This is a genomic window from Rhodopseudomonas sp., from assembly GCF_048594845.1.
In the GTDB taxonomy this organism is placed as follows: Bacteria; Pseudomonadota; Alphaproteobacteria; order Rhizobiales; family Xanthobacteraceae; genus Rhodopseudomonas.
The window spans coordinates 1-25,161 of the sequence record NZ_JBMDXE010000275.1 but is presented as its reverse complement, the minus strand read 5'-3'; the positions used below and the strand labels follow the sequence as shown (position 1 = coordinate 25,161).

The window sequence follows — 25,161 nt, the reverse complement described above, 5'->3', positions numbered from 1 at the left end:
CCCATGAAGATCGAGGCCGGCGGCGCGTTGAACCACAGGAAGCCGAGGCCGGCGCCGAGCAAGGCGCCGCACAGCACCGCAAGTTCGCCGGTGCCGGCGACGTAGTTGATCTGCAGATATTCGGCGAACACCGCGTTGCCGACGAGATACGAGATCATGCCGAAGCTGGCGGTGGCGATCATCACCGGCACGATGGCGAGGCCGTCGAGACCGTCGGTCAGGTTCACCGCGTTGCCGGCGCCGACGATCACGAAGGCACCGCAGATGATGAAGTACCAGCCCAGATTCAGCACCACGTCCTTGAAGAACGGGATCACCAGCGAACTCGACAGCGAGCCACGGCCGAGCCACACGAAAGCGAAGCAGGCCGCGCCCGCGATCGCGAATTCGATCAGCAGCCGGGTGCGGCCGGAGATGCCGGCGTGGGTCTGCTTGGTGACCTTCATGTAGTCGTCGTAGAAGCCGACGAAACCGAAGCCGAGCGTCACGGCCAGCACGATCCACACATAGGGATTGAGCGGATTGGCCCACAGCACGGTGCCGACCGTCAGCCCGGACAGGATCATCAGCCCGCCCATGGTCGGCGTGCCGCGCTTGGAGACGAGATGCGATTGCGGGCCGTCGGCACGGATCGGCTGACCCTTGCCCTGGCGCAGCCGCAGATTGTCGATGATCCAGGGACCGAACAGGAACACGAACAGCGCGCCGGTCACCACGGCGCCGCCGGTGCGGAAGGTGATGTAGCGGAAAACGTTGAAAGCCGGAAAAGAGCTGGAAAGATCGATCAGCCAATAGAGCATTCGGGGCCGCCTTACACCGCAGCGTCGTCGAGCGCGGCCTTGCCGGGGAAGCGCTTCTCGAGCGCGGTGACAATCGTTTTCATGCGCGAACCGAGCGAGCCCTTGATCATCAATACGTCGCCGGGGCGGAGCGCGCCGACAACCTGAGATTCGAGCTCGGCCGCGGTCTCTGCATAGCCCCCCCGTTTGCCGGAGGAAAGGGCGTCCCAGAGGTGACGCATCAGCGGGCCGCAGCAATACACCAGATCGATCCCATGGCTCTTCACCGCCTCGGCGAGGCCGCGGTGCAGCTCGGGCCCGGTCGGCCCCAGTTCGAGCATGTCGCCGAGCACGGCGATCCGCCGTCCCTGCCCGGTGATCTCCGCGCTGCCGAGCACACCGAGTGCCGCCGCCATCGAGGCCGGGTTGGCGTTGTAGCTCTCGTCGATCAGCGTCGCCGCGCCCTGCCCGAGATCGAGCGAGCGGCGAACGCCGCGGCCGGCGGCGGGCTGGACCTGCGACAGCGCCAGCGCCGCCAGCGCCAGATCGGCGCCGACCAGATCGGCGGCCGCCAGCACGGCGAGCGAGTTCATGGCGATGTGCCGGCCCGGAATGCCGAGCTTGTAGGTGACGTCGTGGCCGAGAATGCTGGCATGCACCGCCGAGCAGTCCGCATGCAGCGCGACGTCGATCAGCCGCGCCTCGGCCTTGGAGTCGGCGCCGAACGAAACGATGCGGGCGACGCCGGCCTTGGCGGCGTTGTCGCACAGCCGCTTGAACATCGGGTTGTCGCGATTCAGCACCGCTGTGCCGCCGGGCTCGAGGCCGGCGAAGATCTCCGACTTGGCGTCGGCAATGCCTTCGATGCCCGAGAAGAATTCCAGATGCACCGGCTCCACCGTGGTGATGATCGCCACATGGGGTCGCACCATCTTCACCAGAGGTTCGATTTCGCCGGCGTGGTTCATGCCGATCTCGAACACCGCGTAGCGCACGCTGGCCGGGCAGCGCGCCAGCGTCAGCGGCACACCCCAGTGGTTGTTGAACGATGCGACCGAGGCGTGGGTCTCGCCCTGCGCGCCGAGCACGCCGCGCAACGCCTCCTTGGTCGAGGTCTTTCCGACCGACCCTGTGACGGCGATCACACGCCCATCGAGCCGCGCCCGCGCCGCGCGGCCGAGATCGCGCAGGCCGTCGAGCACGTCGTCCACCACCAGCAGCGGAGCATCGGCGGGAAACTGGTCGCGCTGCGCGGTCTCGACCACCGCAAGCGCAGCGCCGGCCTTGAGCGCGGCCTCGACAAAGGCATGACCGTCGTGGACGTCGCCCTTGATGGCGAAGTACGCGTCGCCCGGCGCCAGCGTGCGGCTGTCGATCGAGATACCGAACACGTCTCGCGGAAGCTTGCCGACCGCGGCGGCGCGCATCGCCGCAATCATCGCCTCGGACGTCCACAGCGGCTGTTTGCTCATGCTGCACTCGCTGATAGCGCCGCCGCGGCGGCTTCGTGATCGCTGAAATGCAGCACCGTGTCACCCACGATCTGCCCGACTTCGTGTCCCTTGCCCGCAATCAGCAGCGCATCGCCGGGCTGCAAGTCGCCGATCGCGACGCGGATCGCTTCGGCGCGGTCGCCGATCTCGCGTGCGCCGGGGGCTGCGGCGAGAATCGCCGCGCGGATCGCGGCGGGATCTTCGCTACGCGGATTGTCGTCGGTGACGATCACCACGTCGGCATTGTTCGCTGCGATCTCGCCCATCAGCGGACGCTTGCCGGTGTCGCGATCGCCGCCGGCGCCGAACACCACGACGAGCTTGCGCCTGGCGTAAGGCCGCAGCGCCTGCAATGCCTTGGCGAGCGCGTCCGGCTTGTGCGCGTAGTCCACGAACACCGGCGCGCCGTTATGTGCGCCGACGAGATCGAGCCGGCCGGGCGCGCCCTCGAGATGTTCGAGCGCCGCGAAGGTCGCCACCGCATCGCCACCGGTGCCGATCACCAGCCCCGCCGACACCAGCGCATTCTCGATCTGGAATTCGCCGACCAGCGGCAGCTTGATGGCGAAGCGGTGGCCGGCGTGTTCGACTACCAGTTTCTGCGCGAAGCCATCCACTGCCGCTTCGATCAGCTTGATGCCGTCGCCCGGATCGCCGTTGCGGCCGATGGTGATCAGACGCAGCCCGCGCGTACGCGCCGCGTCGATGACCTCGGTCGAGCAGTCGTGATCTGCCGATATCACCGCGGCGCCGCCGCCCTGCACGAGATCACGGAACAGCCTCAGCTTGGCATTGAGGTAGTGCGCGACGTCCGGGTGATAATCCATGTGGTCGCGCGACAGATTGGTGAAGCCGCCGGCCGCGACGCGCACGCCGTCGAGGCGGAACTGATCGAGCCCGTGCGACGAGGCTTCCAGCGCCAGATGCGTGACGCCCTCACCGGTGATCTCGTCGATCGAACGATGCAGCGCGATCGGATCGGGCGTGGTCAGCGAGCCGTAGACCGAGCGGGTCGGCGTCACCAGGCCGATGGTGCCGATGCTGGCCGAGGCATGGCCGAGCCGCTGCCAGATCTGCCGCGTGAACGCCGCCACCGAGGTCTTGCCGCTGGTGCCGGTGACCGCCGCGATCACCGCCGGCTGCCGCGGAGAGAACCGGGCGGCGGCCAGCGCCAGCGCGCGGCGCGGGTTGCGCAGCGATACGAAAGGCACCGCGAGATCGCCCGCCGGCGCGTGCTCCCCGGCCACGGCCACGGCGCCGGCCGTCACCGCCGCCGCGATGAACCGCGCCCCGTCGGTTTTCGCGCCGGCGAGCGCAAAGAACAGGTCCCCCGGCTTCACCGCGCGGCTGTCGACCGCGAGCCCGCCGATGTCGAGACCGGCGGCACCGGCCGGTAGCGCGGCTACGTCGGCATCGCTGAAGAGGTTACTGAGCTTCATGGTCACGCGGTCTGGCCGATCTGTTTACGAATTCGCCCGCCAAGACCGTCATTGCGAGCGCAGCGAAGCAATCCACTTCCGTGCACGGGGCTGCTGGATTGCTTCGCTACCCTCGCAATGACGGGGCGCGTCATCGATTCCCTCGGCACCTACCGGAAGTCCGGCCATTCGGAACTCCCCGCAAACGCGCCTTTAAGCGCAAGCGCCCCCCGGCGCAACTCGGCTAGTGCGGGTCGGCCTGGGCCGTCTTCGATGCCGCCAGAATGAGGCGGTCGGGCGGCGGCAGGTCGAATCTCGGGACAATTCCCAGCAGCGGCGCGATTCGGGCGATGACATTGCCACCGGTGGGAACCGCGTTCCAGCCCGAGGTGATGAAGCCATGGGTTTCCGGCAGTGCCTTCGGCTCGTCCAGCATCACCAGCACCTGGTATTGCGGATTGTCCATCGGCAATACCGCGGTGAAGGAGTTGAGCACCTGCTTCTTGGCGTAGCGGCCGTTGATCACCTTTTCCGCGGTGCCGGTCTTGCCGCCGAGATAATAGCCCTTGGCGATCTGCTCGGCAGTCTTGGCGGTGCCGACCTCGGCGTTCAGCCGCATCAGATAGCGGATCTTGTCGCTGGTCTCTTTCTTGACGACGCGCTTGGCCATCTTCAGCGCGTCTTCCTCGCTGCGCCGCAGGAAGGTCGGCGGAATCAAATAGCCGCCATTGACCATCGCGTTGATGCCCATCACCGCCTGCAGCGGCGCCACCGCAACGCCGTGGCCGAACGAGATGGTGATGGTGTTGAGTTCGCCCCAGCGCTTCGGCACGATCGGCGACGCACTCTCCGGCAGCTCGGTGCGCAGCCGGTCGAGCTGGCCGACCTTCTTGAGAAACGCCTTGTGGGCGTCGATGCCCATCGACAGCGCAATCCGCGCGGCGCCGATGTTCGACGAATAGGTGAAGACTTCCGACAGCGAGATTGCACGGCCCAGATTGTGGCTGTCGTGAATTTTGAACTTGCCGTAATGCAAGGGGCCGCGCGCGTCGTACATCGAATTCAGCGTCGCCTTGCCGGCGTCGAGCGCCATCGCCAGCGTCAGCGTCTTGAAGGTCGAGCCCATCTCGTACACGCCGGTGGTGAGCCGGTTGATGCGGTCGGGGTCGTTGGCTTCCTTCGGATTGTTCGGGTCGAAGTCCGGCAGCGACACCATCGCGACGATCTCGCCGGTCTTGACGTTGGAGACCAGTCCCGACGCCGCCTTGGCGCTGAACTTCTCCTTGGCCTTGATCAGTTCGTCGCGCAGCGCATGTTCGACACGAATGTCGACCGCGAGTTCGACCGGCTTCTGCAGCCGGTCCGACGCGAAGCCGGCGCGATGCAGATCGGCAAGGCCGTTGGTATCGAGCCATTTCTCGATGCCGGCGATGCCCTGGTTGTCGATGTTGACGAGGCCGATCAGATGCGACACCTCGGGGCCGGTCGGATACACGCGCTTGTTCTCGCGCAGGAAGCCGATGCCGGGGATGCCGAGGTTCTTGATATCAGCCTGCTGCCGTGGCGTGATTTCGCGCTTCAGCCAGACGAAGCCCTTCTTCGACGCCAGCCGCTCGCGCACTTCCTGCGTCTCGAGATCCGGCAGCGTGGCAGTGAGTAGTTCGACCGCCTCGTCCTGATCGATCAGGCGGCGCGGCTCGCCGAACAGCGACGGCGTCTTGACGTCGGTCGCCAGGATGGCGCCGTTGCGATCGACGATATCAGGACGCGCGGTGGCGATGGCGTCGGAGCCGCCGGCGCGCCGCGTGCCGTGGCTGTCGCCGAGCACGGCGATCATCGACAGCTTGAACGCGATGATGCCGTACACCGCCGCGAAGGCGATCATCGCCAGCCCGACGCGGGCGCGCGCCTTGGCGTCGCGATCGACGTCCTTGCCGTAGATCAGGCTACGGATCATGCGGCGGCGCCAGTTGACGTGATGCCCGACGAGGGGGAGCGAGGGTTCGGTCAATGCGCGGCCTCCGGCACCGGCAGCGAGCCGGTGATCATGTCGGGGTCGATCTTCTCGATCATCGAGGCAATCGGATCTGGATCGCCCGGATTGACGATGCTCGGCGGCCGCTCCGGCAGGTTCTTGAGCTGGTCGAACTGGCGGGCGTTGATCGGCTTCAGCTTGAGGTGCCGCTCGGCGAGTCCTTGCAAACGGCCGGGCGCGTCGAGCTTGGCCCATTCGGCACGGAGCTGCGCGATCGCCTCGCGCTCCTTGCGGACTTCGGCATGGAGCTGCAGCACCTTCTCGGTGCGCACCGTCGACTCCATCTTGATCCGGTACACATAGGCGGCGGCGAACACGAGCATGCCGATCACCGCCACATGAATGATGCGCATCATCGGCCGGCCCTCGTCGCGCCGGCCTTCATCACGCTCGCGAGCGTCGGCCAGCCCGGCAGATCGTCCGTCGCATGCGCCGGCGCGTCGGTGCGCTCGCCGCCGCGCAGCTTCGCCGAACGCGCCCGCGGATTGGCGGCGACCTCGGCATCGCCGGCCACGATCGGGCGCTTGGTCAGCACGGTGAAGCTCGGCTTGGCCAAATCCAGCTCGGGCTGATGCCGCGAGCCGCCGCCGGTGCGGCTGCGCTCGGTCAGGAAGGTCTTGACGATGCGGTCTTCCAGCGAATGAAACGACACCACCGCGAGCCGGCCGCCCGGCTTCAGCACGCGCTCCGCCGCGGCGAGCGCCTGATACAATTCGTCGAGCTCCTCGTTGACGAAGATCCGCAGCGCCTGAAACGTCCGCGTCGCCGGATGGATCTCGCCGGGCTTGCTGCGCACCACCTTGCCGATGATGTCGGCGAGCGCCCTGGTGGTGGTGATCGGCGCCTCCTTGCGGGCGACGACGATGGCCTTGGCGACGTGGCGCGAATAGCGCTCCTCGCCGAAGATGTAGATGATGTTGGCGAGATCGGTTTCCGACGCGTGGGCGACCACATCGGCGGCGCTCGGCCCGTCGCCGCCCATCCGCATGTCGAGCGGGCCGTCGAGCCGGAACGAGAAGCCGCGCTCGGCCTGATCGACCTGCATCGACGACACGCCGATATCCATCACCACGCCGTCGACGCGATCGTGCCCGTGCGCGGCGCAGACCTCGGCCAGATTGGAGAAGCGATCCTCGACCAGCGTCAGCCGTCCGCCGGCGCTCTGCACCAGGTCGAAGCCGCCGGCGATCGCCGTGCGGTCGCGGTCGATCGCGATCACGCGGGTGTCGGCCGTATCCAGAATCAGCCGCGTGTAGCCGCCCGCTCCGAACGTGCCGTCCACGTAAACGCCGCCGGCGCGCGGGGCCAGCAGGCCGACCGCCTCCCATCCCAGCACCGGAATATGGCGCGGAGTTGCCTCGCTCATGCGCCCTGCCCGCGCGGCGCGCAGCGCTGCCCATCGGCCGGCACCGAACGCCCGGTCCGGATCGGCTTTCGCAGAGACATCGTCGGCAACCGGCGCATCGTGGGTCGAAACTCCCGGTTCCACACGGAAATCTGCCGGCGCACCGGTCCCCCACACTGGCGAACCCTGCGCTCCGGCGGGAATCTGTTGGATTGCCATCGGCTTATGGGCTGTTCAGAGGGGGCCGGCGGTTCCCGGCAATACGGCTCTTCACCCCTCAGTAACGTCTCTTAGCCTTAAGAAAACGTTGACGGGGCCCGGTCACGATCCGGCGATCTTCACGTTTTCAACTGCTTGCCCCGGCGGTATCGAGGTGATGCTGAACGTCCACACTCCACAGAAAACGACCAAATCATGGCGCGCGCGCGTTGCGGCCTGTGCTCGTGCCCGGGATAGTGCATACGGCGCAGTGAGTTGCGTCGCCTTCGCCGTTCTCCTGCCGGGTTTGGATAGTGTGATGCCAACTTCGTTCGCGTCTGCGGGTCCAGAGTCGAAACAACGACGTATCGTCCCACTGCCCAAGGGCATCGTGGCCATGCAGACCTTCATTCCAGATTCTTCGGTCGTTTCCGACGTGATCCCCTCGCCGAATTTCGGCGAACGCAACAAGGGCCGGCAGCCCGACATGATCGTGCTGCACTATACCGGCATGCCCGATGTCGAGAGCGCACTGACCCGGCTGTGCAAGGCCGGCACCGAGGTCTCGGCGCATTACGTGGTGCTCGAAGACGGCCGGATCCTGCAATGCGTGCAGGAGGTCAAGCGCGCCTGGCACGCCGGGGTCGCCAAATGGGCCGGCGAGGACGACATCAACTCCTGCTCGATCGGCATCGAGATCATCAATCGCGGCCACGACTGGGGCTATCCCGATTACCCGCTGCGGCAGATCGCGGCGGTGATCGCACTGTGCCGCGGCATCATCATTCGCCGCGGCATCGCCCCGCATCGCGTACTCGGCCATTCCGACGTGGCGCCGGCGCGCAAGAAGGACCCCGGCGAGAAATTCCCCTGGCGCTCGCTCGCCGCGTCCGGCGTCGGCCTGTTCGTCGAGCCCGCCCGGATCGAGCCGGACGGCGAGATGCTGAAGCACGGCTCCGAGGGCGAGGACGTCCGCGCCCTGCAGCAGGCGCTGGCCGATTACGGCTACGGCATCTCCGTCAGCGGCAAATACGACCACGCCACCGCCGAGGTGGTGACCGCGTTCCAGCGCCACTTTCGTCCCGAAAAGGTGGACGGCATCGCCGACACCTCGACGCTGGCGACGCTGCACGCGCTGCTCGGCATCCTGCCCGCCGACGCACACCCGCTCGCCGCGGCGGGCTGAGGGCGGCCCACGCCGCGCCGTTTCGCCTTGACGCGGCGGCGCCAAGCCCGCATGGCTTGCCGCGTCAGTCGGCCGGACGGCCGCTCCGGCAAGCGCCGAAAGGCCGCCGGGGAGGAAAGTCCGGGCTCCATCGACATACGGTGCCGGATAACGTCCGGCGGGGGCGACCCCAGGGAAAGTGCCACAGAGAACGAACCGCCCCGCGTAGCCGTCAGGCGAAGCGGGGTAAGGGTGAAAAGGTGCGGTAAGAGCGCACCGCGTCGCCGGCAACGGAGACGGCATGGTAAACCCCACCGGGAGCAAAACCGAATAGGGACGGCATCGCGGATAGTTCGTTCTTCGGGGCGATAACTCCGCAGGGTGATGTCAAACCCGCCGTCCGGGTAGGTTGCTCGAGGCGCTGTGCAAACAGCGTCCCAGAGGAATGGCCGTCGCGTATCGCGCGCGCAAGCGAGCGGTGCCCTCCAGAACCCGGCTTACAGGCCGGCTGATACTTCTTCATGAAGGGCTCGGCGTGATGCGCCGGGCCCTTCGCCTATTCGCCCGGCGGGGAATAGGGGCGTTTCGTGTCCGGATAGGTTCTCTCGCTGGCGACCTTCGCTGTCAGCGTTTGATGGCGCTGCAGACCGCGGCGATCAAGCCAAGTTTCGACAAGTCCGACCATCGCCATGATAGCCGCCAAGATCACCGGCGAGGTCAGCGCAAACCACTGAAAGGCTGTCATTCCTCAAGCCCTCGGAGAGCCAATCGTCCTGCAAAACGTAGGAACACTCCGGCCGAGACGCAAAGAAAAAACCCTAGCGTTCGAGAAAAATCATCGGTCGCAGCGTCGGCAGTTCCGTAGACGATCGTCCAGAATGGCGACAGGAAACCGGCAACGAGTACCGCAATCGACGCGTTATTATACCACGCCGCACGCAATTTCCTTAGCTCGTTTCGGACTAACTTGTTCGGGTGAGCCATGCCGAGTCCTCGACGGCAAGTCTAAGTGAGGACTTCTAGCGCGCCTATTCGTCTTACTATGACTACTGCGCCAAATGGCTCCTCAATGCCCGCCGCCCCCGGCCGCCGCCGGGTTGGCCGGCTTCGCGACCAGCACTACCAGCGTGCTCAGGCCGATGTAGAAGATCGTCAGCAGGAAGAACGCGTCGCCGAAGCTCATCGTCACCGCCTGGCGGTGGACGATCTGGTTGAACTGCTTCAGCGCCATCATCGAGGCGTCGCCCATGCCCTGGAAGCGCTGGGTCAGCATATTGAGGACGTCGACCGCCTGGGCGTTGCCCCAGTTCACCTTGTCGTGCAGGCGCGAGATGTGGAAGTCGGTACGGTTGTCGAGCGCGGTGTTGATCAGCGCGAGGCCGAGCGCGCCGCCGAGGTTGCGGGTCAGGTTGAACAGGCCCGACGCGTTCTTGACGCGCTCCGGCGGCAGCGTGCCGAGCGCGATGTTGTTGACCGGCACCATCGCCATCATCATGCCGATGCCGCGACAGACCTGCGGCCACAGCAGCTCGTAGAAGTCGTAGTCGCGCGTGATCCAGGTCATCTGCCAGGTGCCGGCGGCGAACAGCAAGAGGCCGACCGCGATCAGGATGCGCATATCGACCAGGGTCATCAGCCGGCCGACCAGCGGCGCCGACAGGAACATCGCGATGCCGGAGACGAACATCGTCTCGCCGATCATCAGCGCGCTGTAGCCGCGGACTTCGGCGAGGTAGCGCGGATAGATGTAGGTCAAGCCGTACAGGCCGATGCCGACGCAAAACGAGAACAGGCAGCCGAACGCGAAGTTGCGATTGGTAAAGGCGCGGATGTCGACGATCGGTTCGCGCGCGGTCAGCACCCGGAAGAAGAACGCCACGCAGCACACCGCGCACACGATGGCGAAGATGAAGATCGACTCGTCGTTGAACCAGTCGTTGCGCGGCCCCTCTTCCAGCACGTATTCGAGCGAGCCGAGGAAACCCGCCATGAAGCCGAGGCCGAACCAGTCGAAATGATCGAGCAGCTCGTAATGCGGCTCGTCGAAATCGACCAGCGCCAGCACGCCGATGGTGATGCCGATGCCGGGCACGACGTTGATGAAGAACAGCCAGTGCCACGACATCAGATCGGTGATGTAGCCGCCGACCGTGGGTCCGATGGTCGGCGCCAGCGTCGCCACCAGGCCGATGATCGGGCCGACCAGATTGAACTTGCTGCGCGGAAACACCGTGTAGGCCGAGGCGAACACGGTGGGGATCATGCCGGCGCCGAGAAAGCCCTGGATCGCGCGCCACACGATCATCTCGGCGATCGACGAGGTGAAGCCGCACATCAGGCTGGCGAAGGTGAAGCCAGCCGCCGAGATGGCGAACAGGTTGCGTGTGCCGAGCGCGCGCGACAGGAAGCCGGACAGCGGGATCGCGATCACTTCGGCGATCAGATACGAGGTCTGCACCCAGGAGACTTCGGACGACGACGCCGACAGGCCCGCCTGGATTTCCGACAGCGATGCCGAGACGATCTGGATGTCCAGGATCGACATGAACATCCCGAACACCATGATCAGGAACGCGAACAGCCGGCTCGCCGGCACATGCTCCGACGGTTCCTGCGGCACAGCTCCGGCCGTTGCGGTGGTCGATGCCGACATCGGCAATTCTCCGGAGCCGCTCGCTCGTTACTCCGTCATGGCCAGGCTCGTCCCGGCCATCCACGTCAAGCTCGCGGCTTCCTCAGCAAGACGTGGATGCCCGGCACAAGGCCGGGCATGACGAGTCGTTAGCCAGTGCTCACCCGTTGCGCGCATCGAGACAGACCCGCCTCGCCACGCACACTTACTTCGCCGTCCGCGTATCGACCTTGACGTAGACCGACATGCCGGCGCGGAGCAGGCCTTCGCGGGCGACGTCGGCCGGGACCCGGATGCGGACCGGGACGCGCTGCACGATCTTGGTGAAGTTGCCGGTGGCGTTGTCGGGCGGCAGCAGCGTGAACACCTGCCCGGCGGCCGGCGCGAGGCTCTCCACCGTGCCTTCGATCTTGCGGGCCGAATAGGCGTCGACCGACACGTCCACGGTCTGGCCCGGCTTCAAGCGCGCGAGCTGCGTTTCCTTGAAGTTGGCGTCGACATAGACGCCGTCGAGCGGGACGATGTTGGCGAGCCGCTGGCCGGCATTGATGTAATCGCCGGTGTTGACCAGGCGATTGGAGAACACGCCTTCGACCGGCGCGCGCACATTGGTGAAGTCGAGATCACGCTCGGCCTTCGCCAACGCGCTCTGCAGCTCGGCGAGCTGGGCGCGGGCCTCGTTCTGCTGCGCCTTCGTCACTTCGACGTTGTCGCGCGCGGCGTCGTAAGCGGCCTTGGCGGCGGCCACCGAGGCGAGGCCCTGATCGCGGCTGGCCTGCGAGGTCTCGAACACGGCGCGGGAAGCGAAACCCTTGGTGCTCAGCGCCTGCTGGCGATCGAAATCGAGATCGGCGCGCTTGGCAGCCGCTTCGGCGGAGGTGAGCTGGGCCTGCGCCTGCTCGACCGCGCTCTGCTGCGCGGTGACCTGCCGGCCGATCCGTTCGATCGTGGCCTGCTGAGTGGCGATCTTGGCGCGGGCGCTGTCGACCGCGATCTTGTAGTCGCCGTCGTCGATCTTGAACACGACCTGCCCGGCCTTCACCAGCGTGTTGTCGCCCGGCAGGATCGCGGCGATGTGGCCGGCGACGCGGGCGCCGAGCGTGGTGTTATTGGCGCGCACATAGGCGTCGTCGGTCGACACCATGAAGCGGCCGACCAGCATGTAGTCGGTGCCGAAGTAAGCGATCGCCGCCAGCGCCGCGAGGCCGACGCCGAGCAGGATCATGCGCTTGCGCTTGGGCTTCTTCACTACCGGCGCCGGGCGCGCCGCCGTGGCGACCGGCTCGACCTCGCTGTCGGCATGCGGCCGCTCGGCGAGCTTGAGCGTCGCGGCATCATCGTGCGGCTTGCGCCCCTCACCTGAGGCGCCGGGCGTTGCGGACCCGGAAGCGGCCGGCGTTGCCGCCTCGTCGACAGGCTCTGACCTGAGAACGCGGGCAGCAGCTTGGTCGCGTCCGGACATCGGGCTTCTCCCTGACTGGCTCACACCTGAGCACCTGCCGGGACGGCGTCCTGACAGCTAGTCTCAACTATATTGACCGAACGGTTCGGTCAAGATAGTTTGCTGTGCAAAGCCTAGCAGCACTGATCAAGCATTGTGCTTACGGCGGCCAATTTCTCGGGACACGCTGAACCAATGGTTGCACACGCCGCCCCTGTGGCCGGACCGGACGACGACAGCGCCAAGCGCCGCCAGATCATCAAGGGCGCCCGCACGGTGTTTCTCGAACAGGGCTTCGACGGCGCCAGCATGGGCGAGATCGCCCGCTCGGCTGGAGTCTCGAAGGGCACGCTCTACGTCTATTTTGCCGACAAGAATTCGCTGTTCTGTGAAATCATGGAGCAGGAGAGCCTAGCGCAGGGCATGTCGGCGATCGAATTCGCGCCGACGCTCGACGTCGAGACCTCGCTGAAGGCGTTCGGCGCCGCCTATATCAAGCTGTTGTGCGACCCGCGCGGCACGTCCGCGATCCGCACCGTGATGGCGATCGCCGAGCGGATGCCGGAAGTCGGCCGCCATTACTACGAGCGCGTCATCGCCAATTCGCTCGGCAAGTTCACCCGCTATCTCGAACAGCAGGTGCAGGCCGGCACGCTGCAGATCGAGGACTGCCACCTCGCCGCGTCGCAGTTCACCAAGCTGTGCCAGGCGACGCTGTTTCTGCCGTTCATCTTCCAGGTGACGGACGCGCCCTCCTCCGAGCGCATCGCCGAAGTCGTCGACAGCGCGACGCAGATGTTCCTGGCCACCTATCGGACCCGCCCGCACGACTGATCACTCGTCGCCCGATCGCCGACGCCGGGCAAGCATCGGCGCCCGCGCTCAACCACGCGGCTGAATGCGGGCTTTCCGGCCGCGGCCCCACAGCACAAACAGCGACAGCGCGAGCAGAACGCAGTTGAACGGCAGCACGCCGAATTCCGAACGCACGATGTGAACGGGAATCGCCAGAAGCTGGATGACGGCGAAGCCGAGTGCGGCCAGCGGCGTCAGGCCGGGGCGAATGCGGGTCAGCGCCGGCAGAATGATTCCGGCAGTGCCGGCGAGCTCGGCGATGCCGATGAACCGGACCAGCCAGATCGGAGCCTGCAGGGCCCAGGTGGCTCCCATCTGCGCGAGCGTGTCGAGCGAGGCGAAGGCGTGGTTATAACCAGCGCCGCCGAACAGCAGGGCCAGCAGGATCTGGGCGACCCATAACGTGACGGACAAGACGCGGCTGGGTTTGTTCAGCATGCCGAAAGTCGTGGTCTGCACCGTCATTCGATTCTCCTGTGTTCGCCGATGCGGCCGGCAGATTGTTTCGGCGGCAAGCTAGACAGTTTCCGAGAATGCATAAGCCTGGCGAATAAAAAGACATAATTCCATATTCTGTATGATCGCTTGTCAGCCTTCGGACGGGATCGACCATGCAGCTGGACGGAATCGACGTGTTCGTTGAGGTGGTCGAAGCGCGCAGCTTCTCGAAGGCCGCGCAGCGGCTGCGGATGCCGCCGGCGACCGTCAGCGCCAAGATCGCGCGCCTCGAGGAGAAGCTCGGGGTCACGCTGATCCAGCGAACGACGCGCAAGCTGCACGTCACCGACGCCGGCGAGGCTTACTATCGCTCCTGTGCCCGCGCGGTCACCGAGCTGCGCGAGGCCGAGCAGCAGCTCACCGCCTCCACCAATCAGCCGGCGGGCTGCCTGCGGCTGACCGCGCCACTCGATCTGTCGCAGTCGATCCTGCCGCCGATCATCGAGCGCTTCATCGCTGAACACCCGCTGGCCTCGATCGAACTGATCGTGACCAATCGCAAGGCCGATTTGCTGGCGGACGGCATCGACCTGGCGCTGCGCGTCGGCCCGCTGTCGGATTCGCGGCTGATCGCGCGCAAAGTGTTCGTCGGGCACGCCTGTCTGTGGGCTTCCAAGGCGTATGTCGCCAAGCACGGCGCGCCCGAAAAGCCGGAGGATCTCGCGCACCACACGTTCCTGGGACTGAGCCTGCAGTTTCCCAAGTCGATGCATCTGAGATCGGGCAAGAAGATCCTGACGCTGCCCGGCGCCCCTCGCATCAAGTGCGACGACGTCGAAGCTCTGCGCAGGTTCATCGTGCGTGGCAACGGCATCGGCATCTTGCCGGCCCATCTCGGCGTCGAGGACGGACTCGTCGCTATCCTGCCGGACTACAAGTCCCCGGCGACGGCGGCCTCACTGATTTATCCGGCGCAGCGCTTCGTGCCGCCGATCGTCCGCGCCTTCATCGCCTGCGCAGCGCAGTCGCCGAACTAATCCGGCACGCATCCCGCAACATCGCGAAACGATCGCCGCTCATCTTTCCGATTTCGGAAGATAGAATGCAGCCCGACGCGATTTACCCTCCGCGCCAAACGCCTTACGCAGACCCCGCCGCCGGCGATGACGGCCGTCGACATGCCGGTGCAGCTCGTGCGCCCTTGCATCGGGACAATCGCTCGCCGCGAACCCGGCTCCCCAACGATCTCGAAGCCCGGACCGCAAACGCCAAGATCGACCATGAGCAGCCGACGATCGAAAGCACCCGAGAAAGTGAAACGCGCGGCGGCTCGTCCGGACAGGCCGGGAGCGGAGTGCAAGGCACCGGCCGGCCAGTTTCGGCCGAAGGTCGATGCGCAGCGCTGCGAAGGCAAAGGGGACTGCGAAGTCGTATGCCCCTACGACGTCTTCGAGATCGGCAGGCTGCCCGACGACACGTTCAGATCGATGCCGCTGCTGATCCGATTGAAGCTGAGCCTGCACGGTCGGAAGACCGCGTTTACGCCGCTTGCCGAGGCCTGCAGGGCCTGCGGGCTTTGCGTCGTGGCATGTCCCGAGAAGGCCATCGTGCTGATCGAAGCTGAATCAGCGCCCGCCGCTTAGTTCCTCGCCTCGGCTTTCATCTCACGCTTATTAGAACCGTCGTAGCCGCGTCACCCGGCGACACAGCCGCATGACAGAACTGCGGCGAGGACTAATCGTCCTCGGCTTCTTCGCGATCCACAGCCTTGCGCGCGGTCGGGCGGCCGATCGAACCGGTCGGGCCGTTCCAGCCACTCGATGCGTAGGGATTGCGCTGCTGCAGCCGCGCGGCGATCACCTCGCCCGGCACTGCGGCCGGCTTGCAGATGCTGCGCGCGCTGCGCCGGCGCATCAGATCGACGTGGATGTGATCGTAGTGATAGACGTTCGATCCCGGCGCCAGCACGGTGGTGAACACCTGGCAGGCGGAATCCTGGACGTCGTGCAGAAACGCCTGCTCTTCCGGCAGACCCTTCCAGCCACCCTTGACGGTGATGCGCCGTCCGTCCGCCAACACGAAGGCGGCGATGTCGAGCGCATTGCCGAAGGCGTGCTCGGAGATGTGCGCGTTCGGATTGCCGTTCATGCCGCGGCACGAATAGGCGGAGATCTGCTTAATCTCGACGACGCGGACGCCGAACCAGCGCATCGCCGAGGGCTGCACGGACTCGGCGAGCCAACGATCGAGTGCCGAGACGATCGGGCACGCCAGCGTCGCGGTCGGCTTGAGCGCCACCGGACCGACCGAGCCGGTGATGTTGCCCTGCGCCGGACCGAGGCGCGGCAACGGTCGCTGCTCGTCGGGATAGCGCGGCGACGCGTTGGGCTCGCGCGACGCGCCGTAGCCGGTGACGTTCTCCGCCGGCGGACGATCCGCGCCCTCCGGCGGCAGTTCGATATCCTGCGCAGGCGTCGTCCCCGGCGCGCTCAGCGACTCGGGGACGCCATTGCCAGTGTTGGCGCCGTAGCCACCCGGCGCGGAGCCGTAGGATGGCTGCTGCTGCGCCGGATAGCCGCGCGACTGCGCGCCGTAATTGGATTGAGAGCCGTAGCTTTGCTGCGCGCCGGGCCAGCGCGGCTGCGAGCCACCGCCCACGGAAGCCGGCGGACGCAGATCGTCGGCAAAGCCGATCGCGCTGCTCTCGCCAAGCGCCGCGACCTTCAGGGGAAACTCGGCGCCGCACACGCCCGGGCCGGAAATCGGATCGATCCGGACCAGATCCGGACCCTCCTTGACGGCGCCGGATTTCAGACAAGCGACCTCGGCCTCGGCTCGCCAAGGCTCGCGCTCGGCGGTCTGAAAAAGACCGCGTCCACAGCCAGCAAGCGATACGAGGACGATGGAGCCGACGAGATACAAACGAACTCCGCGCGTCATGACGCGCACAGTCGCTCAATCTCATTAATGAGAATTGAATGGTATTGCGTTAGCTGCCGTTAACCATAAGCGCGCGCATCGAACTTGTTAGTTGGTTTCGCGCTGCAAGCAGGCATCACGCGTCGTCGCCCGGCGATCGATGTCGTCGGCGATGCTGCCTCAATGCGCAGATGCCCGGGACGAGCCCGGGCATCACAACCAGATTTATGAACGTCTGTCTGGATCCGGCGCGGTTACGCCGCCCGAACTTCGCGCAGGAACGCCTCGACCTGCGACTTGAGCGTTTCGCCGGTGTGCGACAGCTCGGTCGCGGAGTCGACGACCTGAGCGGCGGCGACGCCGGTCTCGCGCGCGGCATCGCTGACATGCACGATGTTGGTCGAGACTTCGGTGGTCGAGCGCGCGGCTTCGGCGACGTTGTGGGCGATCTCGCGCGTCGCGGTGCCCTGCTCGCGCACCGCGCTGGCGATCGCTGTGGCGATCTCGTTGACGCGGCCGATGGTGGTGGTGATGCCTTCGATCGCCGCCACCGAGCTTTGCGTCGCGAGCTGGATCGCGCCGACCTGCGACGAGATCTCCTCGGTCGCCTTGGAGGTCTGTTCGGCCAGCGCCTTGACCTCGGCGGCGACCACCGCGAAGCCGCGGCCGGCCTCGCCGGCGCGCGCCGCCTCGATGGTGGCGTTGAGCGCCAGCAGATTGGTCTGCGCCGCGATATCGCTGATCAGCGTCACCACCTCGCCGATCTTCTGCGCCGCCTCGGCGAGACCCTTCACTTCCTCGTTGGTGCGGCTCGCCTGCCCGGCGGCTTCGCCCGCGACCTGCGCGGACTGATCGACATGCTTGCCGATTTCCGCGATCGAGGCGTCGAGTTCTTCGACCGCCGCCGCGACCGCCTGCGCGTTCGAGGTCGCTTCGGCCGATGCGCCGGTCGCGGCGCTGATGCGTCGTTCGGATTCGGTGGCCGTGCCGGCCATCGAGTCAGCCGTGCCGCGCAGTTCCGTCGCGGCCGAGCCGACCAGTTGCACCGCGGTGCCGACGCTGGCCTCGAACCGCGCCGCGAGTTCGAGCATGGTCTTGCGTCGCTCGTTCTCGTTGGCGATCCGCTGCTCGTCCTGGGACGCGCGCAGCCGCTCGGTCTCGATCAGGCTTTCCTTGAACACTTCGACCGTGCGCGCCATCGAGCCGACCTCGTCGCGCCGATTGCAGCCCGGCACCTCGATGGCGTGGCGGCCCTGGCTGATCTCGCGCATCGCGCCGTCCAGCGCCACGATCGGCCTCGCCATGCCGCGGCCGAGCCACACCGCAATCGCTGCCGCCGCGAGCGCCGCACACAGCGTCGCAACCGCCAGCCACTGCAGCGCGCTCTCGGTGAGCGCCGCATAGGCGCTGGCATCGCGCACGATCTGCATCACCGCGACCGGCGCGCCCGAGTAGTTCTTGATCTGGCCGAACGACACCCCGGTCGCCTTGCCGCCGTCCTCACCCTTGCGGATCACCAGCTCGCCGGTCATTGCGCGGCGCACGGCGTCGGCATCCGGCACGAGACCGGGGATCGACGAGGCGATCACGTTGATCTTGTCGCCGGCCGGCTGCAGGACCGCCACGTCGACGCCGAACCGCGACTTCATGCGCGTGACGAAATTCGCGCCGAACGGCGAGCCGATGTCCATCGTGCCGATCAGGCCCTTGGCGTCGATGATCGGCGCCGTTCCGAACACCGTCAGATTGTCCCGGCCGGGCTCGATACCGCCTTCGGCACGTGCCTTGGTCAGCGCTTCCACCACCATCTTGCGGCGGCCGGAGACGTCGTCGCCGAACGCGTCGGGCTTGTGGACACGGGTGAAGGTGACCGACGGCGGAATCTGAATGGTGATCAGATCGAGTCCACGCGGCGCCAGCTTGCCGTGGGCCTCCTTGAGAATTGCGACCGTGCGGTCCCGATCACCGGCGCGCACCGCCTGCTTGACCGCGTCCATCCCGGCCATGGCTTCGCTGACCGCCAGCACGGTGCGGGACTCGGCTTCGATCGCGCCGGTGAGATTGGCGTAGTCCGCGCGCAGCTCGCGTTCGAGCGCCACGTCGATGGTCGCCTGTTGGCGCCAGAAGCTGAAGCCGGCCAGCATTGCGCATGAGCCGATCGCCACCAGCGTGATGGCCACGATCATTCGCGCCGAAATCGAGTTCAGCATCGGTCGAAATCCCCCTGGAGCCGCCCTCGCCGCGTGCGGCGAAGCCATAAATCGCATCTGGGAGAAATACTTAGTTGCAGACGGACAACATTCTATTAACGCGACACGTGTCCTGCGCTCATCACTAAACCATACGCAGCGGGGCCGGTAAGGTTGATCGGTTAGGTTAAGGGGGCAATTTCGTTGACCGATGCGGCCCAGATGCTCAATTGGCCGCATGATCAAGGACGACGACTACGAGCTCGACTCCTCCGGCAACAGGGTGCTGATCGGCCTGACCTCAGAAGAAACGGCCGAATTCTTCCGGCTGGACGAGATCATCAGCAAGAGCGGGCCCCCGCCGGCGATCGAGGACGATTGGTATCGTCCGGAGGATCGCCGCTGGCTCGAGCTCTACGAGAAGCACGAGTCCGCGCGCCGTCCTTTCCTCAAGAGCAGCAAGACGATGCACTGAGGCGGCCGCGCCGCCGCTCCCGCCGCGATCACCACGCGTAGCGCAGCACGCCCTTGCCGGCGTAGCTGCGGGTGACGTCCGAGAACTCGCCCTCGAAGCTGGCACCGACCGAGAAGCCGTTGAGCCAATTCACATCCGCCGACACCGTGGTGAGCGCCGCGTCGCGCGCCGGGCGGGCGCCGCCGACCAAGAAGCTGGCGCCCGGCAGCGCCTGGAACGTCGCCGCCACCGAGCGGTCGACGTCGAACTCATGCGCCCAGGCGGCGCGGCCGCGCAGCGTCAGCAGCGCGCCGTCGAACGCAAAGCTCTTGTCGGTGCGTAGGCCGAGTTCGCTGCGCGTCGACGTCGCGGTTCGGGCATCGTAGCCGAGCGCGAAGACGCCATTGCCGCTCACCGCCTGCTCCGCATAGGCCGGCAGATCGAACGCCGTGACCTGCGCGGCGGCGTACGGCGTCAGGCCGACGCCGCCGATCACCGGCGCAACCCAGCGATGGCCGGCTTCCACCCGAGCCGAGTAGGCGTTGGCGTTGAAGCTGGCGCGCAGCTGATTGAAGCCGCCGATGCCGACGGTCCGCTCGGTGGTGATGTCCTGCCAGCCGTAAGCCGCCGCTGCCGTGAGATAGCTGGCGCCGACGCTGTGCCGGATGAAGCCGCCGACCTGCATCATATCCGAGCGCCCCGACCCGAGCCCGTTGGCAAGGCCGAATTGCGTGGCGCCCCCGGCCATCGCGAAGCCGGCCACGGTCTGCGGCGACAGCCAGTAATCGGCGCCGGCCGCGATGCCGGCGAGCCGGCTGGTCGACGTGGCCGACCCTAATGTGGCATTGCCGTCGGTCGTCTGCGAGCCGCCGAAGCCGGCGCCCCACGTCACCCAGCGCGGTTCGAACGACGGCAGCGCGCCGGCCTTGCCGATCATCGCATGGGCGTCGCGAACGCCGGCGGACTGCGCTGCGTCGACGAACGCCATTGGCGCCGACGTCGTGTCCGGCGCACCGCGGCCGTTGCCGAACGGATCGGTCAGCACGCCCATGAACAGGCCCATCGCGGTGAAGGTTGATTGCTGCGCGCCGGTCGGCGTCTCACCGGACGCGATGCTGAGCCCTGCCGGCGTCAGCGCGCCGAACACGATCGGGATGCTGCCGGTCCGCGCGAAGTAATTGCTCAGCGCGTTGGCGACCTGGGTCTGGTTGCCGTTCAGGCCACTGTTGATCACCGGGGGCGGCGGATTTGGAGGTCCCGGCGGGGTCGGAGGAGGCCCCGGCGGATTGGGCGGCGTCGGCGTGTAGTCGAGCACGAGATTAAGATACGCATTCTTGGCATCGTAGCCGAGGCTCGACTTGAAGCCCGACGGCAGGTTGGTATTGACCAGCGTACCGAATGTGCCGATCACGCCTCCGTTGGCGTTGACGATGGTGTACTGCCGCTCGACATAACCGCCGCTCGCGAACGATGCATTCACCGTGGCGCCGCCGAGTGTGGCGGTACCGCTGACGTTGACGCGGTCGGCGCTGGTCGGCGACACCTCGACCATGTAGCTCGACGCCGCCGTGAAGGTCAGGTTGCCGCTGACATTGAGCGTGCCGATCGAATTGCCCGGCGCCAACGCGCCGCCGTTGATCAGCGTCGTGCCGACCGTACCGTTGCCGCCGAGCGCCGCGCCGGCATTCACCGTCGTCAGCGACGAGGCTGCGATCGAACCATTGACGCTCAGGGTGCCGGCTTCGACTGTGGTTCTGCCGTTGAAAGTGCTGACGCCCGTCAGCGACAGATTGCCGGCGCCCCGCTTGATGAGCTGCCCGCCTCCCGAGATCACGCCTCCATAGCTCGACGCATCGCTGCGGTTGAACACGACGGTCTGCAAGTTGTAGTTCTCGATATTGCCGACGAGCGAACCCGACGTCCCGCCATTGCCGATCTGCAACGTCGAATACAGATTGACGGTCGAGCCCGTGTAGGTGTTGTTGCCGGTCAGCGTCAGCCCGCCGGTCGTCGTATTGGCAACCTGGCCGGTTCCGGAGATCGCGCCGGCAAACGTCGTCGCGCTGCTACGGAAGAACGTCAACTGACCGTCGTTGACCACGTTGCCGACGATCGAGCCCGTGCTGCCGCCACCGCCGATCTGCAGCGTGCTGGATGCTGTAATGATCGTGCCACCCGTATAGGTGTTCGCGCCGGTCATCGCGACGCTGCTACCACCCTGAATGGTGACACTGCCCGTGCCGGAAACGACTCCGGCGATTAATGGCGCTGTTGCATCGAACGCGAGCGCGCCATTGTTGACGACGTCACCGGCGATCGTGCCGCCGGTGATCAGCAACGTGCCGCCGGAGATCGTCGTCCCGCCGGAGTAGGTGTTGATCCCCGTCAGGTTCAAGGTGCCGGCGCCTTGTTTGATCAGTGCCCCCGACCCGGAGATCACGCCGGCGAAAGTCGTGGTGTCGGAGCGGTCGAAGACCAGCGTGGCGTTGTTGGTCACGTCGCCGACGATCCAGCCGGCCGTGCCGCCATTGCCGACCTGCAATGTGCCGGCCAAAACCGTCGTGCCGCCGGTGTAGGTGTTGTCCGCCGTCAGCGTCATCGTGCCGGCGCCCTGCTTCAGCAGATTGCCGCTACCGGAAATCACGTCGCCAAAGCTGATCGCGTCAGACCTGTTGAAGGCGAGCGTCCCGTTATTCGACACGTTCCCGACGATCGAACCGGCCGTGCCACCGTCGCCGATCTGCAGCGTGCCGGACGTAATGCTGGTACCACCGGTGTAGGTGTTGGTGCCGGTCAAGGTCAGCGTGCCCGGCCCCTCCTGCTTCAGCCCGCCCGTGCCGGAAACTACGCCGCCGAAACTTGTCGAGTCGGAGCGACTGAAGGCGAGCGTCGCGTTGTTGACGACGTCGCCGACAATCGAACCGGTGTTCCCGCCGTTGCCGATCCGCAGCGTGCCGCCTGAAATCGTCGTGCCACCCGTGTAGGTGTTGTCACCGCCCAGAGTCCAAGTCCCAACGCCGCTCTTCACGAGCGCGATCTCCGCGGAACCATCTTCGATCGTGCCGTCGTAGGTCTGCGAAAACCCTTCCGCTCCCACCGTGAAGGTTTGGACCGTGGCGCTGCCGGCCGTTTCGCCGATGACCCGGCCAGTGCCGACAAGTCCGCCCATTTCGACATGGCCGGTGGTGGTCCTCAGTACGATCCGTCCGTTGTTGAAAGCCGTCACCGTCGGCCCGTTCGAACCCTGGCTGAAATACAGATCGCCGCCGCTCTGCACCGTGTAGGTCGCATTGCCGGCGGTGCCGGTCCCGACGAAATCGATCTGCGCGCCGGCGCCGATGGTGAAATTCTGCTGCTGGCCTGAATTGTTGACGACGCCGCCGTTACCGATGTTGAGCTGACCGCCGCTGCCGAGCTGGATGGTGCGCGTCGGCGCACCGGCATCGAACGTAAAGCCGGCGGGACTGCGAGTCGCGAACAGCGTCACCGTGGTCGGCGCGCCGTTATTGGTGAACACCGCCGTCGCGCCGCCGTCCGGAACGGCGGCCGGACCGCTCCAATTCGATGCCGTATCGTAGTTCGAATCGATGCTGCCGACCCAGACCTGCTGGGCAGCTGCAGGCATCGTGACCGCAACAAGGGCCGTCGACCCGAGCAGCGCCGACAACAGGAGATTTCGATCCGCCAACGACCTGGGTGAGGGCGCGACCACGCATCGAGTGCCCTCTACCATAGCCGCATCCCCCTGCTCCTTCTGCACGCGCGAGTCCTCGTTCCCAAGTCCCGTATTCACCACGCGTAGCGCAGCACGCCCTTGCCGGCGTAGCTGCGGGTGACCTCGGAGAATTCGCCCTCGAAGCTGGCGCCGACCGAGAAGCCGTTGAGCCAATTGTTGTCCGCCGACACCGGGGTGTGCGCGGCGTCGGCTGCCGGGCGGGCGCCGCCGACGACGAAGCTGGCGCCCGGCAGCGCCTGGAACGTCGCCGCCACCGAACGATCGACATCGAACTCGTGAGCCCAGGCGGCGCGGCCGCGCAGCGTCAGCAACGCGCCGTCGAGCGCGAAAACCTTGTCGGTGCGCAGGCCGAGCTCGCTGCGCGTCGACGTCGCGGTTCGGGCATCGTAGCCGAGCGCAAATACGCCGCTGCCGCTCACCGCCTGCTCCGCATAGGCCGGCAAATCGAACGCCGTAACCTGCGCGGCAGCGTAGGGCGTCAGGCCGACGCCGCCGAGCAGCGGCGCAACCCAGCGGTGGCCGGCTTCGACCCGGGCCGAGTAGGCATTGGCATTGAAGCTGGCGCGCAGCTGATTGAAGCCGCCGATGCCGACGGTCCGCTCGGTGGTGATGTCCTGCCAGCCGTAAGCCGCCGCTGCCGTGAGATAGCTGGCGCCGATGCGATGGCGGATGAAGCCGCCGACCTGCATCAGGTCGGAGCGCCCCGACCCAAGCCCGTTGGCGAGGCCGAATTGCGTGGCGCCGCCGGCCATCGCGAAGCCCGCCACCGTCTGCGGCGACAGCCAGTAATCCGCGCCCGCGGCGATGCCGGCGAGCCGGCTGGTCGCCGTGGCCGAGCCAAGTGTGGCATTGCCGTCGGTCGTCTGCGAGCCGCCGAAGCCGGCGCCCCACGTTACCCAGCGCGGTTCGAACGACGGCAACGCTCCGGCCTTGCCGATCATCGCATGGGCGTCGCGAACGCCGGCGGACTGCGCTGCGTCGACGAACGCCATTGGCGCCGACGTCGTGTCCGGCGCGCCGCGGCCGTTGCTGAATGGATCGGTCAGCACGCCCATGAACAGGCCCATCGCCGTGAAGGTCGACTGCTGCGCGCCGGTCGGCGTCTCGCCGGACGCGATGCTCAGCCCTGCCGGCGTCAGCGTGCCGAAGACGATCGGGATGCTGCCCGTGCGTACGAAGTAATTGCTCAGGACGTTGGCGACCTGGGTCTGGTTGCCGTTCAGGCCGCTGTTGATCACCGGCGGAGTCGGCCCGGGCGGGGTCGGCGGCGTGTAGTCCAGCACCAGATTCAGGTAGGCGTTGTTTGCGTCGTAGCCGAGGCTCGACTTGAAGCCCGACGGCAGGTTGGTGTTGACCAGCGTGCCGAAGGTGCCGGCCACGCCGCCGGCCGCATTGACGAGGGTGTATTGCCGCTCGACATAGCCACCATTGGCAAACGATGCATTGACGGTGGCGCCGCCGAGCGTCGCGGTGCCCGAGACGTTGACGCGGTCGGCGCTGGTCGGCGACACTTCGACCATATAGCTCGATGCCGCCGTGAACGTGAGATTGCCGCTGACGTTGAGCGTGCCGATCGAATTGCCCGGCGCCAGCGCGCCGCCGTTGATCAGCGTGGTGCCCACGGTGCCATTGCCGCCGAGCGCCGCACCGGCGTTCACGGTGGTCAACGACGACGAGGCGATCGAACCGTTGACGCTGAGCGTGCCGGCGTCGACCGTGGTGGTGCCCGTAAAGCTGCTGATGCCGGTCAGCGACAGGTTGCCGGCGCCGCGCTTGATCAGATTGCCGCCGCCGGAAATGACGCCGCCGAAGCTGGTCGCGTCGGAGCGATTGAAGGCGAGCGTAGCGTTGTTGGTGACGTTGCCGACGATCGAGCCCGAGGTGCCGCCGTCTCCGATCTGCAATGTGCCTCTGGAGACGGTCGTGCCCCCGGTGTAAGTATTGGCTCCCGTCAACGTTAAAACGCCAGTGCCGGCACTGCCGCCGAAGCTGATCAGATTGCCGGTGCCGGAAATAGCGCCACCGAATGTATAGGCGTCGGAACGCGCGAATTCCAACGTCCCG

The 25,161-nt window shown here is 66.5% G+C and carries 19 protein-coding genes and 1 other RNA gene; 6 read left to right on the top strand and 14 right to left on the bottom strand.

The window, feature by feature from the left end:
- From mraY to rsmH, 6 genes are all read right to left on the bottom strand, one after another.
- The coding region (mraY, locus tag ACOJTD_RS17780; protein WP_420134204.1) for a phospho-N-acetylmuramoyl-pentapeptide-transferase at window positions 1-800 on the bottom strand (800 nt) is incomplete at its 3' end.
- Window positions 801-811: 11 nt separating this feature from the next.
- Window positions 812-2,251, bottom strand: a complete 1,440-nt coding sequence (locus ACOJTD_RS17775) for a UDP-N-acetylmuramoylalanyl-D-glutamyl-2,6-diaminopimelate--D-alanyl-D-alanine ligase (RefSeq protein WP_420134203.1) — start codon at window positions 2,249-2,251, stop codon at window positions 812-814.
- On the bottom strand, window positions 2,248-3,711 hold the full coding sequence (locus ACOJTD_RS17770; RefSeq protein WP_420134202.1) for a UDP-N-acetylmuramoyl-L-alanyl-D-glutamate--2,6-diaminopimelate ligase: 1,464 nt from the start codon (window positions 3,709-3,711) through the stop codon (window positions 2,248-2,250). Before ACOJTD_RS17770 ends, ACOJTD_RS17775 begins: the two co-directional genes overlap by 4 nt.
- 223 nt (window positions 3,712-3,934) lie before the next feature.
- Window positions 3,935-5,647, bottom strand: coding sequence for a peptidoglycan D,D-transpeptidase FtsI family protein (locus ACOJTD_RS17765; RefSeq protein ID WP_420134201.1), 1,713 nt, complete (start codon window positions 5,645-5,647; stop codon window positions 3,935-3,937).
- A 50-nt stretch (window positions 5,648-5,697) separates the two neighbouring features.
- The gene (ftsL, locus tag ACOJTD_RS17760) at window positions 5,698-6,078 is read right to left on the bottom strand and encodes a cell division protein FtsL (protein WP_420134205.1); all 381 of its coding nucleotides are present in this window, start codon (window positions 6,076-6,078) and stop codon (window positions 5,698-5,700) included.
- Entirely contained in the window at window positions 6,078-7,091 is a 1,014-nt protein-coding gene (gene rsmH, locus ACOJTD_RS17755; RefSeq protein ID WP_420134200.1) for a 16S rRNA (cytosine(1402)-N(4))-methyltransferase RsmH, read from the bottom strand. Before rsmH ends, ftsL begins: the two co-directional genes overlap by 1 nt.
- 493 nt (window positions 7,092-7,584) lie before the next feature.
- On the opposite strand from rsmH, the gene ACOJTD_RS17750 reads away from it, so the two are divergent.
- Both ACOJTD_RS17750 and rnpB read left to right on the top strand, forming a co-directional pair.
- A complete protein-coding gene (locus ACOJTD_RS17750; RefSeq protein ID WP_420134199.1) occupies window positions 7,585-8,454 on the top strand; it encodes an N-acetylmuramoyl-L-alanine amidase in 870 nt (289 codons plus the stop codon).
- Window positions 8,455-8,518: 64 nt separating this feature from the next.
- Window positions 8,519-8,949, top strand: an RNA gene (rnpB, locus tag ACOJTD_RS17745) — RNase P RNA component class A.
- A 40-nt stretch (window positions 8,950-8,989) separates the two neighbouring features.
- Here rnpB and ACOJTD_RS17740 read toward each other — a convergent pair.
- From ACOJTD_RS17740 to ACOJTD_RS17730, 3 genes are all read right to left on the bottom strand, one after another.
- Window positions 8,990-9,178 carry a hypothetical protein gene (locus ACOJTD_RS17740; RefSeq protein WP_420134198.1) on the bottom strand — a complete coding sequence of 63 codons (189 nt, stop codon included), beginning with the start codon at window positions 9,176-9,178 and terminating at the stop codon, window positions 8,990-8,992.
- Between the two features lie 321 nt (window positions 9,179-9,499).
- The gene (locus tag ACOJTD_RS17735) at window positions 9,500-11,086 is read right to left on the bottom strand and encodes a DHA2 family efflux MFS transporter permease subunit (protein ID WP_420134197.1); all 1,587 of its coding nucleotides are present in this window, start codon (window positions 11,084-11,086) and stop codon (window positions 9,500-9,502) included.
- A 184-nt stretch (window positions 11,087-11,270) separates the two neighbouring features.
- On the bottom strand, window positions 11,271-12,527 hold the full coding sequence (locus ACOJTD_RS17730; protein ID WP_420134196.1) for an HlyD family secretion protein: 1,257 nt from the start codon (window positions 12,525-12,527) through the stop codon (window positions 11,271-11,273).
- Window positions 12,528-12,701: 174 nt separating this feature from the next.
- Here ACOJTD_RS17730 and ACOJTD_RS17725 point away from each other — a divergent pair, with 174 nt between their 5' ends.
- On the top strand, window positions 12,702-13,340 hold the full coding sequence (locus tag ACOJTD_RS17725) for a TetR/AcrR family transcriptional regulator (RefSeq protein WP_420134195.1): 639 nt from the start codon (window positions 12,702-12,704) through the stop codon (window positions 13,338-13,340).
- 48 nt (window positions 13,341-13,388) lie between these two features.
- Here ACOJTD_RS17725 and ACOJTD_RS17720 read toward each other — a convergent pair whose 3' ends face one another.
- The gene (locus ACOJTD_RS17720) at window positions 13,389-13,826 is read right to left on the bottom strand and encodes a DoxX family protein (protein ID WP_420134194.1); all 438 of its coding nucleotides are present in this window, start codon (window positions 13,824-13,826) and stop codon (window positions 13,389-13,391) included.
- Window positions 13,827-13,972: 146 nt separating this feature from the next.
- Here ACOJTD_RS17720 and ACOJTD_RS17715 point away from each other — a divergent pair, with 146 nt between their 5' ends.
- Window positions 13,973-14,836, top strand: coding sequence for a LysR substrate-binding domain-containing protein (locus tag ACOJTD_RS17715; protein WP_420134193.1), 864 nt, complete (start codon window positions 13,973-13,975; stop codon window positions 14,834-14,836).
- Window positions 14,837-15,079: 243 nt separating this feature from the next.
- Window positions 15,080-15,442 carry a 4Fe-4S dicluster domain-containing protein gene (locus ACOJTD_RS17710; protein WP_420134192.1) on the top strand — a complete coding sequence of 121 codons (363 nt, stop codon included), beginning with the start codon at window positions 15,080-15,082 and terminating at the stop codon, window positions 15,440-15,442.
- Window positions 15,443-15,533: 91 nt separating this feature from the next.
- Here ACOJTD_RS17710 and ACOJTD_RS17705 read toward each other — a convergent pair whose 3' ends face one another.
- Together ACOJTD_RS17705 and ACOJTD_RS17700 are read right to left on the bottom strand one after the other, a co-directional pair.
- The gene (locus ACOJTD_RS17705; RefSeq protein ID WP_420134191.1) at window positions 15,534-16,739 is read right to left on the bottom strand and encodes an extensin family protein; all 1,206 of its coding nucleotides are present in this window, start codon (window positions 16,737-16,739) and stop codon (window positions 15,534-15,536) included.
- A gap of 233 nt (window positions 16,740-16,972) precedes the next feature.
- Complete coding sequence (locus ACOJTD_RS17700) at window positions 16,973-18,928, bottom strand: methyl-accepting chemotaxis protein (RefSeq protein WP_420134190.1); 1,956 nt, start codon at window positions 18,926-18,928, stop codon at window positions 16,973-16,975.
- Between the two features lie 217 nt (window positions 18,929-19,145).
- Here ACOJTD_RS17700 and ACOJTD_RS17695 point away from each other — a divergent pair, with 217 nt between their 5' ends.
- Window positions 19,146-19,382 (top strand): hypothetical protein, encoded by a 237-nt coding sequence (locus tag ACOJTD_RS17695; RefSeq protein WP_420134189.1) that lies wholly within the window; start codon window positions 19,146-19,148, stop codon window positions 19,380-19,382.
- 28 nt (window positions 19,383-19,410) lie between these two features.
- Here ACOJTD_RS17695 and ACOJTD_RS17690 read toward each other — a convergent pair whose 3' ends face one another.
- Window positions 19,411-22,986: an autotransporter-associated beta strand repeat-containing protein gene (locus tag ACOJTD_RS17690; protein ID WP_420134188.1), complete on the bottom strand. Its 3,576-nt coding sequence runs from the start codon at window positions 22,984-22,986 to the stop codon at window positions 19,411-19,413.
- Window positions 22,987-23,150: 164 nt separating this feature from the next.
- Window positions 23,151-25,161, bottom strand: a 2,011-nt coding sequence (locus tag ACOJTD_RS17685; protein ID WP_420134187.1) for an autotransporter domain-containing protein, incomplete at its 5' end; no start/stop codon positions are given.